Below are 13,830 nucleotides of genomic sequence, written 5' to 3' on the forward strand. Positions count from 1 at the left end.
GTTCGGGGTGGGGTGGGCGGGGTGGGTCAGCCGGCGCGGCGGATGGGGCGGCGGGCCAGGTAGCGGAGCAGGTCGCGGATGTGGTGCTTCTCCTCGGCGGGAACGGTGGGGTCGGCCAGCCGGTCGAGGATGGCGCGGACGTCCGCCTCGACCGGGCCCTCGTCGTTGCGGCGGCGGGGCGCCGGGCCGGCGTCGGGCAGCCCGAGCGCCCGGAACGCGGCCGCGACCGGCAGATTCAGCGCGGAACAGAAGCCGCGGACCTTGGCCAGCTCGGGGTAGTCCTGCCAGTCACCGGCCAGCCAACGGAAGACGGTCGAACGGCCCACGCCCGTGTGCGAGGCAAGGTCGGTGACGGTCCACCCGCGTTCCTCGCGAGCGTCATCGATGGCGCGCCGGACGAAGCGGGCGAAGGCCATCTGTGGCGAAACGTCTGCGGAACCCATCCCTGCGGGTCTTCCCCTCCCGGCCGAAGCACTGGGGCATGCGCCTTCTGAGGGTAGTACGCCGAGGGTCGGAAACAATTGACTGACCGCACAAACTGTCCCGTGGACGGGACTTTTTCTCATCCAGAATATGGACCGGCCGGAACACGCACCAAGCGATCACCGTCGTTCTTCCACTAAGCTCGGTGCCCGTTCCGGCATGGCGCGCGCTCGCCTGCCGCGTTCGACCGGACCACCGCCGAGGAGCACCATGGCCGATCCGAGCCGCCCCCAGCCGTACCAGCCCGGTGCGGTGAGCCTCTTCTTCGTCGCCAAGGCCGGCGTCTTCGCCGCCGCGTTCTGGATCTGGTTGCTGGTTCTGGTGCTCCGCGCCGACGCGGCGGCGGGCGTCCACGTGCTCGCCGCCACCGGCGCGATCACCACCACGCTGGTGGGGGTGGTGTTGGGCGTCCGGATGGCGTTGCAGCACAACGCCGCCGTCCGGCACGCGGAGATGAAGAAGCTGCTGGTCGACATCTCCTGGAACGCCTTCGCCGCGGCCGGCAACGCCGAGAGCGCGAGCAACGTGGTGCCCTTTCCGGCCGGGCCGCCCGACAGCGAGTGGGCCGCCCAGCGGGCGGGCAGCGATCGGGTGTCGGCCTTCGACCGTGGGTCCGGGGAGCGCACCGGCGCGCGGGACCGCGGCAACAACGGCGACCGTCGTCGCTAGCCGACGCGCGACCGCCCGCCGTCGCTAGGCGGCGGGCGGCTCGTCCGCGGCCAGCAGGGTCGCCAGCCGGGGTGTGACCCGCCACTGGTCCACCAGCTCGCGGTACTCCGCGAGCTGTGGCCCGGTGGCCCCGGTGCCGGTACGGCGGGCCCGGATCAGCAGGTTGCGCGGGGTGTGCTGGGAGTCCACGAACTCCACCACCTCGGCCCGGTACCCGTGCACCCGCAACAATCCGGCCCGCAGCGCGTCGGTGAGCACGTCGGCGAAACGCTCCCGCAGGATGCCCTGTCGGGTCAGCAGCTCGTACGGGGCCGGGGCGGGGTGGGCGCGTAGCTGTTTCGCCAGGTCGTGGTGGCAGCAGGGCGCGGCCAGCACCCAGCGGGCCTCCCAGCGCACCGCGCGGGCCAGCGCCTCATCGGTGGCGGTGTCGCACGCGTGCAGCGCGAGCACCAGGTCCGGGGCGGGGTCGACGACAGCGTCGGCGATCGTGCCGGCCACGAAGCTGACCCGGTCGGCCCAGCCCAGTCGCCGTGCCAGCTCGGTGTTGCGCCGCCGCTGGTCCTCCCGGACATCCACACCGATCAGCTCGACGTCGAGCCCCCGGCCGGACAGGTAGCGGTACGCGGCGAAGGTCAGGTACGCATTGCCGCAGCCCAGGTCGACCACCCGCAGCGGACCGGTCAACTCGTCGGGCAGGGTGGCCGCCAGGGCCCGCAGGAACGCGTCCACCTGGCGGCGCTTGGCCGCAGAGCCGCCGATCTCGGTGAAGATCTCATCGCCCGGGTCCAGCAGGTACTCCTTCGCCCGGTCGTTCCCGCCGGGTGTCGCAACCGGCCGGGCCGTCGCGGCCGCCCGGTGCACCTGCGCCTCGCCGGACTTCGTCACCCGTAGCTGGAGGGTCGCGTCTGCCGTCTCCACGTGCCAGTTGCCGAACGGCTCGGCCAGCAGTTCGTCGACCGCCGCGGCGGTCTCCGGGCCGGGGGTGACGTTCCGGGTGTACGGGCGGGCGCCGTCGGAGGTGGCGATCTGGAGACGGGGCCCGGCCTTGAGGGTCACCGGCCGCAGCTCGGCCCGGACCACCGTCGGACGGCGGCCGCGACGACGCCCGGCGGCGACCGCCCGGGTCAGCGCGGGATCGAGCAGTAGTGCCCTGACCTGAGCCAGGGCGGCGTCCAGTGATTCCGGCATCGTTCCATCTTCTGCGGGTGGGGTGGGAAGGGAACATCCCCCGTACCGCGCGGGGCGGTGCGGGGGATGTCGGGTGTGGCTGTGCGTCAGTCCGCGGTCGCCTCGGCCGGCGTACCCGCGCCGGAACCGCCACCACGGCGGCGCCGGCGGCGACGCGGCTTCGACGGCTCACCGTCAGTCGCGGCCACCGGCTCGGCCGGGGTCGCGTCGGCGGAGATCACCGCGGTCGGCGTCGGCTCGCCCACGACCGCCTCGCCGGCCCGGCGGCGACGCCGGCGGCGGGGGGTGCGGGTGCCCTCTTCGTCGATTGCCGCGTTCTCCGCGGGCGCCTCGGCGGCCGGCGTCCCGGCGTCGGTGCGGTCCCGGCGGCCGTCGCCGCGACCGCGGCGCTCGCCCCGGCCGTCGCCGCGGCTCTCGCCCCGTCGCGGGCCCCGGCCACCGCTGTCGCCGCGCCGCGAGCGCGTCGTCCCGCCCAGGTCTTCCTCGATCTCGGCGGACAGACCGGCCCGGGTCCGCTCGGCGGTGGGCAGCGTGCCGGTCACCTCGGTGGAGATGTGCAGGTCGGTGTAGAGGTGCGGGGACGTGTGGTACGTCTCCGGCGGCTCCGGCATCTCCAGACCGAGGGTCTTGTCGATGATCCGCCAGCGGGGCATGTCGTCCCAGTCGACGAAGGTCACCGCGACACCGGTCGCCCCGGCCCGGCCGGTCCGGCCGATCCGGTGGGTGTAGGTGTCCTGGTCTTCCGGGCAGTCGTAGTTGATGACGTGGGTGACGCCGGTGACGTCGAGCCCGCGGGCCGCCACGTCGGTGGCGACCAGGATGTCGATCTTGCCGGCCCGGAACGCTCGCAGCGCGCGCTCGCGGGCACCCTGGCCGAGGTCACCGTGCACCGCGGCGACCGCGAACCCGCGGAAGTCGAGGTCCTCGGCGACCCGGTCGGCGGCCCGCTTGGTGCGCGTGAAGATCATGGTCAGCCCGCGACCCTCCGCCTGGAGGATGCGCGCCACCACCTCCACCTTGTTCATCGAGTGGGTGCGGTAGACAAGCTGCTGGGTCTGCGGCGACGGCCCGGTCTCGGCGGTGTGCCCGGCGTGGATCGTCATCGGCTGGCGCAGGAAGCGCCGGGACAGGGTGACGATCGGGTCCGGCATGGTGGCCGAGAAGAGCATGGTCTGCCGGTCCTCCGGCAGCATCGCGAGGATCTTCTCGACATCGTCGAGGAAGCCCAGGTCGAGCATGCGGTCGGCCTCGTCGAGCACCAGCGCGTGCACCCGGTCCAGGCGCAGGTGCTTCTGCTTCTGCAGGTCCATCAGTCGGCCGGGCGTGCCGACCAGGATCTCGACGCCCTTGCGCAGCGCCTCGATCTGCGGCTCGTACGCCACGCCGCCGTAGATCGGCAGCACCCGGACGCCCCGCGTCCGGCCGGCGGCGGCCAGGTCCTTGGCGACCTGGATGCCCAGCTCGCGGGTGGGGACGACGACCAGCGCCTGCGGGACGCCGTCGCTGCCCTCGCCCGGTGCGAAGACCCGCTCCAGCAGCGGTACGCCGAAACCGAGGGTCTTGCCGGTGCCGGTGGGCGCCTGACCGATCAGGTCGACGCCGCGCAGCGCGATCGGGATCGCGTACTCCTGGATCGCGAAGGCGCGGGTGATGCCGGCCGCGGCCAGCGCCTCGACGGTCTCGTCGCGGGCGCCGAGTGCGGCGAAGGTGGGGGCCTCCGGTCGAACCGGAGCGGTGGGGGCCAGTTCCTGGCCGTCCATCAGATCTTGAGTCAATTCGCTCATGTGGATGTGGGGGTGCCCTCTCGTGGGTGCGCCCCGTCATGTCCTCAGGGCGCGTTCGGTATGACGCGGGCCACACGGTCGGGGGCAGACTGCCGAGCCGGACCGGGCCGCACGCGCGCCGCAGGCTGAGCTTCGATCAGATCGGCGCCCACGGCAACTGCTCTATGCTACCTGAACAGGCATACCCCCGTCCCGATTCCCGACTGGGGAGGGCCCACGCGGGGGCAGCAAGTGTGATCTGCGCCACACCCATGTGAGACGCGTCGTGCCACGTGCGGGGCACCCGTGGCGGGCGCCGGACGGTAGCCTGCGCTCGTGTCCGCGCCGACCACCCCCGGTCCCGCCGTCGCCGACCTGCTGGGCCTGGTCGCCTTCGGGGAGCTGCTCGCCTTCGAGCGAATGGCCGGCGACGCCCGGCTCGCGCCCGACCTGCACCGCCGCGCCGCGCTGAGCGAGATGGCCGCAGCCGAGATCGCCAACTACCGCCGGCTCGCCGACCGGCTCACCGCGCTGGGCGTGCCGCCGGAGGACGCGATGGCGCCCTACCTGGAGCCTTTGCAGGCGTACCACGACTCGACCGAGCCACGGGACTGGGCGGAGGTGGTGACCAAGGCGTACGTCGGTGACGCCATCACCGACGACTTCCTCCGGGAGATCGCCGACGCGTTGGATGAGCCCGACCGGGCGCTGGTGCTGGACGTGCTGCACGACTCCCGGTATGCGGAGTTCGCCGCCGGGGAGATCCGGGTTGCCGTCGCCGCCGACCCCCGGGTGGCCGGCCGGCTCTCCATGTGGGCCCGGCGGCTGGTCGGCGAGGCGCTCTCCCAGGCCGGCCGCGTCGCCGCCGAGCGGGCCGCGCTCACCGCGCTGATCGCGCAGGGCGACCGGGTCGATGTGCCGGGGCTGTTCCGGCGGCTCACCGCCGCGCACACCGCGCGGATGGCCGCCGTCGGGCTGAACAACTGACCGCCGGGTGCGGTGCCGGCCCGCGGCAGGTGGGCCGACGCCGACCTGCCGCGATGGCCGGACCGGTCAGCGGACGGTGAAACCGACCGCCCGGGGCGACGCCTCGGCGATCTCGACGTAGGCGACCTTCTCGACCGGAACGATGACCCGCCGGCCCTTCTCGTCGGTCAGGGAGAGCGTGCCGCCGTTGCCGGCGAAGGCGTCGGTCACGATCTGCTCGATCTCGGCCGGCGACTGCGCGCTGTCCAGAACCAGCTCGCGCGGCGCGTACTGCACGCCGATCTTGACCTCCACTGTGCCTCCTCAACTGGGGCGAAAGAACCGCCCTGCGAAGGCTATCCGATCACGGGGGCGGCGGTCAGGCTGACTCACCTTGCAGCGGGAAGCTCGCGATGCCCCGCCAGGACAACGCCGCCACCAACGCCTCGGCCTCGGCCTTCGGCACCTGTCGACCGCCGGCCAGCCAGAACTGCGCGGCCGTCTCCGCAGCACCGACCAGCCCGGAGGCCAGCAGCTCGGCGTGTGCGCGGCTCACCCCGGTGTCCGAGATGATGGTGTCGGTTATCGCCGCGATGCAGCCCTGCTCGACCCGCTCGACCCGCTGCCGCACCGCCGGGTCGTTGCGCAGGTCGGACTCGAAGACGAGACGGAACGCCTCGCTTTCGTGGTCGACGAAGTCGAAGTACGCCCGCACCGACGCGCTGACCCGCTCCTTGTTGTCGCTGGTGCCGCGCATCGCGTCGTGCACCTTGGCGACGATGGCGTCGCAGTGCGTGTCCAGCAGTGCCAGGTAGAGGTCCATCTTTCCGGGAAAGTGTTGGTAGAGCACCGGCTTGGAGACGCCGGCCCGCTCGGCGATGTCGTCCATGGCCGCGGCGTGGTAGCCCTGCGCGACGAACACCTCCTGCGCCGCCGCGAGCAGCTGCTTACGGCGCGCCGAGCGGGGCAGGCGGGTGGGCCGGCCGGCGGTCTGTGCACCGTTCCCCACAGCGGTCATGGGATCCTCCGAGTTCTCTGTACGAGCCGGCATTTTCCCCCCAGACCGGGCGAGGCCCGTGACCCCCGTCGTGGAAATGGCCCGCCGCTGTAACTTATCGCCACTGTCACCACACGGTAGCCTCAGCGAGGGCGACCAAGGAGCGCGCGGTGAGTGAAACAGGGCAACCCGGAGCCGCCACCCCGGGAGAGCACGGTGACGGAGCGGGTCAGCACGACGACCCGGGCCGTTCCGGCGGCGGGTGGGCGCCCCCGGCGGGCGGGTGGTCCCGGGCCGCCGAGCACGAGGATGCCCGGGAACCGGCGGCGCGCTGGCAGCCCGACCCCGCGTCCGGTTGGCGTACGTCCTCCACCCGGCACGGCGACCTGCCGGCACCCCTGGCCGGGTTGCCCGGTGCCTCCGGGCCGCCAGCCCGGGTCAACGGCCACGCCAACGGCGTCCGCCACGCGGGCGCCGAGGCCAACGGCGTCCACCACCCCGGTGCCGAGCCACCGGCTGGCCGCCCGGCGCCGGTGAGCGCGCCGCCCGGGTCGACCGCCGAGGACCGGCGCGACCCGGCCGGCGACCGGCTGGTGGTGCCCGCCCAACGCCCGGTGCCGCCGCAGGAGCAGGGTCCGGGCGAGCCTGACAGCGGCCCGGCCCGACACTCCACCGTCGACCCCGCCGCGGGCCGCAGCGCCCGCTGGGCCGACCCGGGTCTGCCCACCTCCGCGCCGCCCGGCGTCCAGGTGCCACCCGTCGGCACCGCCGCCTCGGGCTTCGAGGTCCCGCCCGGTTTCCGCGCACCCACCGCCGAGCGGCCGGCCGCCGACGAACCGCCAGTCGCGCCGCGCGGCTGGCGCGACCCGCTCGCGCCGGACGCGTCGACTGAGCCGGGACGCACCCCCGACCGGGCCGCCGGGCACGCCGACGACTCCGAGTCGGGTCGCGCCGCCGACGGCTCCGGGGCCGGAGACGCGACCCGGGCCGGGGAGTCGCCGGCCATCGAGCCGGACTGGTCCGGGCCGAGCTGGAACCGCCCGAGCTGGGGCAGCGGCTGGGCGCCGCCCTGGTCACGGCAGGATGGCGAACCGGCCCCCCGCACGGCCCCGGACGAGCCCGCGCCGGGCTGGGTCGCCGAGCCCAACGTGCCGTACGAGCCGGCACGCGTCGAGCCGACCCGCCCGTACGAGCCGGTACGCGCCGATCCACCCCGCGGTTACGAGGTCGCCCCCACCGCACCTGAGCCCGCCGCCGCGCCCGAGCCGGCAGCGGAGCGTGGCCCCGCCGCACCGGCCGCCGAGCGTGGCACGGCCGTGCCGGCCGAGGGCCCCTCGTGGGCCGGTGGACGACCGGCGGTGAGCCCCACCAGCACGCCGCCAGGGTCGTCCCGGGCCGAGCCGGCGGAGCGCCCTTCCTGGGCCGGCGGCCCCGCCCCGACCAGCGGCCCACCGGCCGACCGGCCGTCCTGGGCCAGTTCCGCGCCGACCAGTGCACCCCGGGTCGAGCCGACCAGTGCCCCGCGGGCCGACCGACCCTCCTGGGCCGGCGGATCGGACCCGGCGCCCACCAGCGCCCCGCCATCGCGTCCGTCCTGGGCCGGTCCGGCCCCGACCGGCGCTCCGCCGGCCGTCCGGCCCTCCTGGGCCGGTGGATCCGATCCGGTGCCGACCAGCGCCCCGCCATCGCGTCCGTCCTGGGCGGGTGGATCGGATCCGGCACCGGCCAGCGCCCCGCCGGCGCGGCCCTCCTGGGCCGGTGGGCCGGACCCGGCTCCGGCCAGTGCTCCGCCGGCGCGTCCGTCGTGGGCCGGCGAACCAGCGCCCACCAGCGCGCCCCCGGCCGACCGGCCGTCCTGGGCCGGTCCGGTGCCGACCGACGCGCCGCCGGCCGAGGCCTCCCCGACGCCGGCCGGACCACCTCCGGCGCCGGCCGACGCACCGCCGGCACCGGCCGGGCCGGCGCTCGCTGCGGAGCGACCCCACTGGGCCGGCGGGTCGCCGGCAACTCCGGCGAGCGCGCCGCGAACCGAGCGGGCCGACTGGTCCGAGGGACGCCTCCCGGCGGCCCCGGCCGAGCGCCCGTCCTGGCCGGCCGGCCGGTCGGCGAGCACGCCCCGTGCGAGCGACGCGGGGGAGTCGTCCGGCCCGCTGCGGCCGGAAACCCGATCGACCGCGCCGTTCCGGCTCCGACCGGAGACCCCCGAGCCGCCCCACGCAGCTCCGGCGGCGACCGGCCCGTCACCCGCGAACGCGCCGACCTCGACCGGTGCCGTCCCGGCCCCCGCCACGAGCGGGTCCGGGCGCGGCGACCGGCCCTCACCCGCGCCCGCCCCGACGAGCGCTCCTCCCTACGCGGCTCGCCGATCCGCTCCCGATCCTGCGTCGCCGGCCGACCCGGCCGACGGCGCCCGGCTGCCGGACCAGGCGTCGGCGGTGCTGCCGCAGCGCGTCCCTGCGGAACCGGACGTGCCCGTCGTGCCGGAGCCGCCAGCCGTGGAGCCACCCGCCGAAACCCCGGAACTCGCCCGGATCGCCACCCACCTACGCCGTGACGACGAACCCGCGCCCCTACGGGAGCGCCCCGAGGGGTTCGACGTCAACGCCATCCTGGACGCCGTTCGGGAGGTCGCCGGCGTGCGGGACGCGGCCCTGCGGCGTACCCCGGCGGGAGCGCACAGCCTCCGCCTCGACCTGGCCGACGGTGCCGACCCGGCCGAGGTGAGCCGACAGGTGGCCCGGCTGCTGCAGGAGCGGATGGGGCTGGCCGCCGCCCCGCAGAACCTGCCCGGCCCGCCCACGTCGCCGGCCCCGCCGGCCCGCCGCCGGGCGGCCGAGTCCCGGTCCGTCGAGTCCCGGTCCGCCGAGCGGCGTGCTCCGGAGCCCCGGTCCGCCGAGCCGCGGGACGTCGGTGCGGAACCGCGTACCGGCGAGGTGCGGGCCACCGGGTCGCCAGCGGCCGGTCGACCGCCGGGCGGCCCGGGCGAGGCCACGCCAGCAGGCTCTGAGCAGCAGGTGGAAGCGGACGGCTCGCGCCGCCGCCGGGCGAGCGCCCCGCACCGGGGTCGCGCCACGGTGGAGGAGCCGGGTTCGGTCTCGGCCGCGCCCGCCGGTGCGGCCACCGGCAGTCCGGCGACGCTCGGCACGTCGTACTCCGGTGGTCAGGTGACCACCACGGAGTCCGCGCCGTCCCGGCCGCTGGACACGGGCGGCACGCCGGGGCCGCGGGTGGTGATCGACCAGGTGCAGGTCAGCACCTTCGGCCTGGACGCCAACGTGGAGGTCCGGCTGCTGGCCGGCGGCGACAGCGCCGCCGGTTACGCCACCGGCCCGGCGGTGGACGGCTACGTCCTACGGCTCTGCGCGGTGGCCGCGGCCGCCGCGGTGGACGAGTTGCTGCGCGGCGCGGAGAACGCCGAGCGGGGGCGCTGCTTCGTGGAGCACGCGGCGGTGGTGCCGTTCGGCAACTGCGAGGTGGCCACCGTGGTGGTGTTGCTGGTCTGCGAGGGCTGGGTCGAGCAGCTCGCCGGCTCGGCCCTGGTCGCCGGTGATCCACGACAGGCCGTGGTCCGGGCGACGCTGGCAGCGGTGAATCGTCGGCTGGAGGCGCTGCTGTCCTGAGTGGTCCGGGGCAGACTGGAACGATGAAGCCCGCCACTCTCTGGCCGGACCATCTCCTCCCCGAGGACCGGGTTCCGCCGCCGTGGCCAGGCCGGGCGGTCCGTCTCGACGGCTCGTTCACGTACGTGCGGGACACCCCGGCCACCGCCGCCGGCGCGGAGCCGGCGTTGTACGTGCACGGGTTGGGTGGCTCGTCGCAGAACTGGACCGACCTGGCCGGCCTGCTCGCTGATCGCCTGGACGGCCAGGCCATCGACCTGCCCGGCTTCGGCCGCAGCGAGCCGGGCCGCCGCTACACCGTGCCGGCCTTCGCCGATCTGGTCGTCCGCTGGATCGAGCACTCCGGTCGGGGTCCGGTGCACCTGTTCGGCAACTCGCTGGGCGGTGCGGTCGTGGTCCAGGTGGCCGGGCTCCGGCCCGACCTGGTCCGCACCCTCACACTGATCTCTCCGGCGCTGCCGTTCCTGGATTTCCGTCGCTCGTTGCAGGGACGCCTGCTGCCGGTGCTGGCCATTCCCGGGGGCGAACGGTTGGTCGCCCGGCGGCTCACCCAGCTCGCCCCGGAGGTGATGGCCCAGCAGGTGTTGGAGGCCTGCGTCGCCGACCTCAGCCGGATCTGCGCGCAGCGTCGGGCCGAGGCCCTGGAGGAGATCCGGGTGCGCTACGAGGCGGAGCACTACGCCGCCGCGTACGTCCGGACGTTCCGTGGGCTGGTCTCCAGCTTCCTGCGGGCGTACCTGCCGGGGCCGGGCTCGCTGTGGCGGCTCGCCCGGGCGGTGCGCGCGCCGACCCTGGTGGTGGGCGGTCGGCAGGACCGGCTGGTCGACGTGCGGGTCGCGCCGCAGACCGCCCGGGCCATCCCGGACAGCCGGCTGCTGATGCTCGACGGCGTCGGCCACGTGGCGCAGCTGGAAGTGCCTCGACTGGTCGCTCGGGCGGTGGTCGGCCTACTCGCCGAAACGGAGGAGACCGCCAGGCGGCCTGATCTGGCAGGCTGAGCCGGATGCGCACGTCCTCCCACCACCCTGGTCGCCGTCGGCGACGACTCGCACTGCTCGCTCAGCTGGTGGCGGTCGTGCTGGCCATCGGCGCGGTGGTGACCGTGATCGCCGAGGGGCCGGGCGGGCATCCTGGCGCCGACCGGCTGGCCGCCGATGAAATCACCGGATCGCCGCCGCTGCTGGCCGCACCGCTGCCGCCGTCGGCCGACCCGTCGCCGTCCGGGTCGCCTGTCGCCCCGTCGAGCCCACCTCCGGTGCTGCGGCTGTCCGGGGCTGTGCCGACGGCCGGCACGGGCCGGTTCGGCTACGACGATCGCACCGGGCCGGTGCTGGGCCGCGCGGGTGAGCTGCGGCGGTACCGGGTGGCGGTCGAGTCGGGCAGTGCAGAGGATCCGGTCGCGTTCGGGCAGGCGGTCCAGACGGCACTCGCCGGGCCGGGCAGCTGGGTCGACAGCGGGCGGCTGAGGTTGCAGCAGGTGCCCGGGGACGCGGCCCGTGACTTCACCGTCTACCTGGCCACCGCCCGCACGGCGGGCCGGATGTGCGCCGATGGTGGGGTGGACATCCGGGTCGGCGGCCGGCCGTACACCTCCTGCCGGGCGCCCGGCAAGGTGATCATCAACCTGGACCGGTGGCGGCTGTCCGTGCCGCACTTCGTCGCGGCCCGCGTGCCGCTGGCGGTCTATCGGACGTACGTGGTCAACCACGAGGTGGGCCACCAGCTCGGGCACCGGCACGAGCGCTGCCCGGGCGCCGGCCGGCCGGCCCCGGTGATGATGCAGCAGACCCTCTTCCTCAACGGGTGCAGGGTCAATCCGTGGCCGTACGTCGAGGGTCGCCGCTACGCCGGCCCGGCGCTCTGACCGCCGGTTCGACACGGTCGAATCACCGTCGCGATCAGGCGCTTTGCATCAATAGCGGCAAAGACGAGGAGATGCCCGATTAATCTGGCAGGCTCGACGTCATGACGCCGTCGTCCCCTTACGGCCCGCCCCGGCCGTCCGGCCCGTCCGGCCGGTCGGCGTACCGGGCCCGGGACGGGCGGCCCGTGTTGGTTCGGATGTACCGACGACGCCGTCGCAGCGTGCTGCTCGGCCTGCTTCTGCTCGCCGTCGCCGCCGGAGTGACGGTGACCCGGGGCGGCGAGACGTCCGCCGAGGCGCCACCCGTCACCCACGGCCGGATGGGTAATGGCGGTGGTGTGGGCGCGCACCCGGCACCCACCAGCTACCCGTCGGTCGGCGCGGGACGGTTCATCGCGGCCGACGGCGGGACCGTGGTGCACGGCGAGGACGGGCCGCTGCGCCGTTACCGGGTCGCGGTCGAACGCGGCACCGGCCAGGACGCCGGCGCCTTCGCCGCCAGGGTGGACGAGGTGCTGGCCGACCCGCGTAGCTGGATCGCCTCCGGCGAGCTGCGGGTGCAGCGGGTGGCCGACGCCGGTGCCGCCGACTTCACCATCTACCTCGCCACCCCGGTCACGTCTGAGCGGATGTGCGCCGAGGGCGGGCTGACCACCGAGCGCTACACCTCCTGCCGGCTCCCCGGCCAGGTCATCATCAACCTGGCCCGCTGGCTGGAGGCGGTCCCCGACTACGGCGCCCCGCTGGAGACCTACCAGACCTATGTGATCAACCACGAGGTCGGCCACGAGTTCGGCGAGGAGCACGAGGCCTGTCCGGGCCCGGGCCAGCCGGCGCCGGTGATGCAGCAGCAGACGTACGGCCTGGAGGGCTGCGTCGCCAACGCCTGGCCCTACCTCGACGGTCGTCGCTACGCGGGGGACATCGTCCCCTGATCGACCCGGTCGTCGGCTATTCCCCTCCCGCATCGCGGGCCACGTGTCCTCCCTCATGGCCGAACAGGGGGCCGGCGAGCAACAATGGCGCGGTTCACACCGCCGATCCCGGGGAGTCCACCGTGTCGTTGCCCCCGCTCGTCGAGCCCGCCGCCGAGCTGACAGTTGACGAGATCCGCCGCTACTCCCGCCACCTGATCATTCCGGACGTCGGGGTGGCCGGGCAGAAGCGGTTGAAGAACGCCCGGGTGCTCTGTGTCGGCGCCGGTGGCCTCGGCTCACCGGCCCTGCTGTACCTCGCCGCGGCCGGGGTCGGCACGCTCGGCATCATCGACTTCGACACCGTCGACGAGTCCAACCTCCAGCGCCAGATCATCCACGGCGTGTCCGACGTCGGCCGGTCCAAGGCCGAGTCCGCCGCCTCGTCGATCCGCGAGATCAACCCGTTGGTCAACGTGGAGATCCACAACACCGCGCTGGACCGGGAGAACGTCCGCGAGATCTTCGCCCAGTACGACCTGATCGTCGACGGCACCGACAACTTCGCCACCCGGTACATGGTCAACGACGCTGCGGTTCTGCTCGGCAAGCCGTACGTCTGGGGGTCGATCTACCGCTTCGACGGCCAGGCGTCGGTGTTCTGGGCCGAGCACGGCCCCTGCTACCGGTGCCTCTACCCGGAGCCGCCGCCGCCCGGCATGGTTCCGTCCTGCGCCGAGGGAGGCGTGCTCGGCGTTCTCTGCGCGTCGATCGGCTCGATCCAGGTGAACGAGGCGATCAAGCTGCTCACCGGCATCGGCGAGCCGCTGGTCGGCCGGCTGATGGTCTACGACGCGCTGGAGATGGAATACCGCAAGATCAAGGTCCGCAAGGACCCGAACTGTGCGCTCTGCGGCGAGAACCCGACGGTCACCGACCTGCTGGAGGACTACGAGGACTTCTGCGGCGCGGTCTCCGAGGAGGCCCAGGAGGCGACGGTCGACTCGACCATCACCGCGCTGGAGCTCAAGGAGTGGCAGGACGCCGGCAAGGACATCTTCCTGGTCGACGTCCGGGAGCCGGCCGAGTACGAGATCGTCCGGATCCCCGGCGCCACCCTGATCCCCAAGGGCGACATCATCTCCGGTGAGGCGCTGGCCCAGCTGCCGCAGGACCGGCAGATCGTGCTGCACTGCAAGTCCGGCGTCCGCTCGGCGGAGGCGCTCGCCTCGCTCAAGGCGGCCGGGTTCCGCGACGCCGTGCACGTGCAGGGCGGCGTGCTCTCCTGGATCAAGCAGATCGACCCGGCGCTGCCCGCGTACTGACCGGCCGGAGCCGGGGCTGCGGACACCGCTGCCCCGGCTCC

At 74.6% G+C, this 13,830-nt stretch carries 12 protein-coding genes; 7 read left to right on the forward strand and 5 right to left on the reverse strand.

The genetic code is table 11. From position 1 onward, the window contains the following. Nucleotides 1-26 precede the first annotated feature (26 nt). On the reverse strand, nt 27-443 hold the full coding sequence (locus tag KBX63_RS31105; RefSeq protein WP_210917444.1) for a helix-turn-helix domain-containing protein: 417 nt from the start codon (nt 441-443) through the stop codon (nt 27-29). Nucleotides 444-693: 250 nt separating this feature from the next. Between KBX63_RS31105 and KBX63_RS31110 the strand changes: the two genes are divergently transcribed. Further along, on the forward strand, nt 694-1,152 hold the full coding sequence (locus KBX63_RS31110; protein WP_210917446.1) for a hypothetical protein: 459 nt from the start codon (nt 694-696) through the stop codon (nt 1,150-1,152). Between the two features lie 24 nt (nt 1,153-1,176). Here KBX63_RS31110 and KBX63_RS31115 read toward each other — a convergent pair whose 3' ends face one another. Then, nucleotides 1,177-2,340 (reverse strand): SAM-dependent methyltransferase, encoded by a 1,164-nt coding sequence (locus KBX63_RS31115; RefSeq protein WP_210917448.1) that lies wholly within the window; start codon nt 2,338-2,340, stop codon nt 1,177-1,179. Nucleotides 2,341-2,426: 86 nt separating this feature from the next. Beyond that, on the reverse strand, nt 2,427-4,124 hold the full coding sequence (locus tag KBX63_RS31120; RefSeq protein ID WP_210917449.1) for a DEAD/DEAH box helicase: 1,698 nt from the start codon (nt 4,122-4,124) through the stop codon (nt 2,427-2,429). Between the two features lie 315 nt (nt 4,125-4,439). Between KBX63_RS31120 and KBX63_RS31125 the strand changes: the two genes are divergently transcribed. Continuing rightward, nucleotides 4,440-5,090 carry a ferritin-like fold-containing protein gene (locus tag KBX63_RS31125; RefSeq protein ID WP_210917450.1) on the forward strand — a complete coding sequence of 217 codons (651 nt, stop codon included), beginning with the start codon at nt 4,440-4,442 and terminating at the stop codon, nt 5,088-5,090. Nucleotides 5,091-5,156: 66 nt separating this feature from the next. Here KBX63_RS31125 and KBX63_RS31130 read toward each other — a convergent pair whose 3' ends face one another. Both KBX63_RS31130 and KBX63_RS31135 read right to left on the reverse strand, forming a co-directional pair. Continuing rightward, nucleotides 5,157-5,384: a DUF3107 domain-containing protein gene (locus tag KBX63_RS31130; RefSeq protein ID WP_030329796.1), complete on the reverse strand. Its 228-nt coding sequence runs from the start codon at nt 5,382-5,384 to the stop codon at nt 5,157-5,159. Between the two features lie 64 nt (nt 5,385-5,448). Continuing rightward, complete coding sequence (locus tag KBX63_RS31135) at nt 5,449-6,087, reverse strand: TetR/AcrR family transcriptional regulator (protein WP_074314694.1); 639 nt, start codon at nt 6,085-6,087, stop codon at nt 5,449-5,451. Nucleotides 6,088-6,236: 149 nt separating this feature from the next. Here KBX63_RS31135 and KBX63_RS36565 point away from each other — a divergent pair, with 149 nt between their 5' ends. The 5 genes from KBX63_RS36565 to moeZ all read left to right on the forward strand — a co-directional run bounded on the left by KBX63_RS36565 (nt 6,237) and on the right by moeZ (nt 13,789). After that, nucleotides 6,237-9,686, forward strand: a complete 3,450-nt coding sequence (locus tag KBX63_RS36565; protein ID WP_307871901.1) for a hypothetical protein — start codon at nt 6,237-6,239, stop codon at nt 9,684-9,686. Between the two features lie 23 nt (nt 9,687-9,709). After that, entirely contained in the window at nt 9,710-10,684 is a 975-nt protein-coding gene (locus tag KBX63_RS31145; RefSeq protein WP_210917451.1) for an alpha/beta fold hydrolase, read from the forward strand. A 5-nt stretch (nt 10,685-10,689) separates the two neighbouring features. Further along, entirely contained in the window at nt 10,690-11,550 is an 861-nt protein-coding gene (locus KBX63_RS31150) for a DUF3152 domain-containing protein (protein WP_210917452.1), read from the forward strand. A 101-nt stretch (nt 11,551-11,651) separates the two neighbouring features. Then, on the forward strand, nt 11,652-12,485 hold the full coding sequence (locus tag KBX63_RS31155) for a DUF3152 domain-containing protein (RefSeq protein WP_210917454.1): 834 nt from the start codon (nt 11,652-11,654) through the stop codon (nt 12,483-12,485). A 122-nt stretch (nt 12,486-12,607) separates the two neighbouring features. Then, nucleotides 12,608-13,789, forward strand: a complete 1,182-nt coding sequence (gene moeZ, locus KBX63_RS31160) for an adenylyltransferase/sulfurtransferase MoeZ (protein ID WP_210917456.1) — start codon at nt 12,608-12,610, stop codon at nt 13,787-13,789. The last annotated feature ends 41 nt before the right edge of the window (nt 13,790-13,830 follow it).

It is taken from the genome of Micromonospora sp. U21, from assembly GCF_018070045.1.
Classification (GTDB): domain Bacteria; phylum Actinomycetota; class Actinomycetes; order Mycobacteriales; family Micromonosporaceae; genus Micromonospora.

Bases quoted from the DNA above. Each gene is read 5' to 3' on its own strand.
- KBX63_RS31155 (WP_210917454.1), top strand. From the start codon at position 11,652: ATGACGCCGTCGTCCCCTTACGGCCCGCCCCGGCCGTCCGGCCCGTCC.
- KBX63_RS31150 (WP_210917452.1), top strand. From the start codon at position 10,690: ATGCGCACGTCCTCCCACCACCCTGGTCGCCGTCGGCGACGACTCGCA.
- KBX63_RS31110 (WP_210917446.1), top strand. From the start codon at position 694: ATGGCCGATCCGAGCCGCCCCCAGCCGTACCAGCCCGGTGCGGTGAGC.
- KBX63_RS31120 (WP_210917449.1), bottom strand. From the start codon at position 4,124: ATGAGCGAATTGACTCAAGATCTGATGGACGGCCAGGAACTGGCCCCC.
- KBX63_RS31145 (WP_210917451.1), top strand. From the start codon at position 9,710: ATGAAGCCCGCCACTCTCTGGCCGGACCATCTCCTCCCCGAGGACCGG.
- KBX63_RS31105 (WP_210917444.1), bottom strand. From the start codon at position 443: ATGGGTTCCGCAGACGTTTCGCCACAGATGGCCTTCGCCCGCTTCGTC.
- KBX63_RS31115 (WP_210917448.1), bottom strand. From the start codon at position 2,340: ATGCCGGAATCACTGGACGCCGCCCTGGCTCAGGTCAGGGCACTACTG.
- KBX63_RS31135 (WP_074314694.1), bottom strand. From the start codon at position 6,087: ATGACCGCTGTGGGGAACGGTGCACAGACCGCCGGCCGGCCCACCCGC.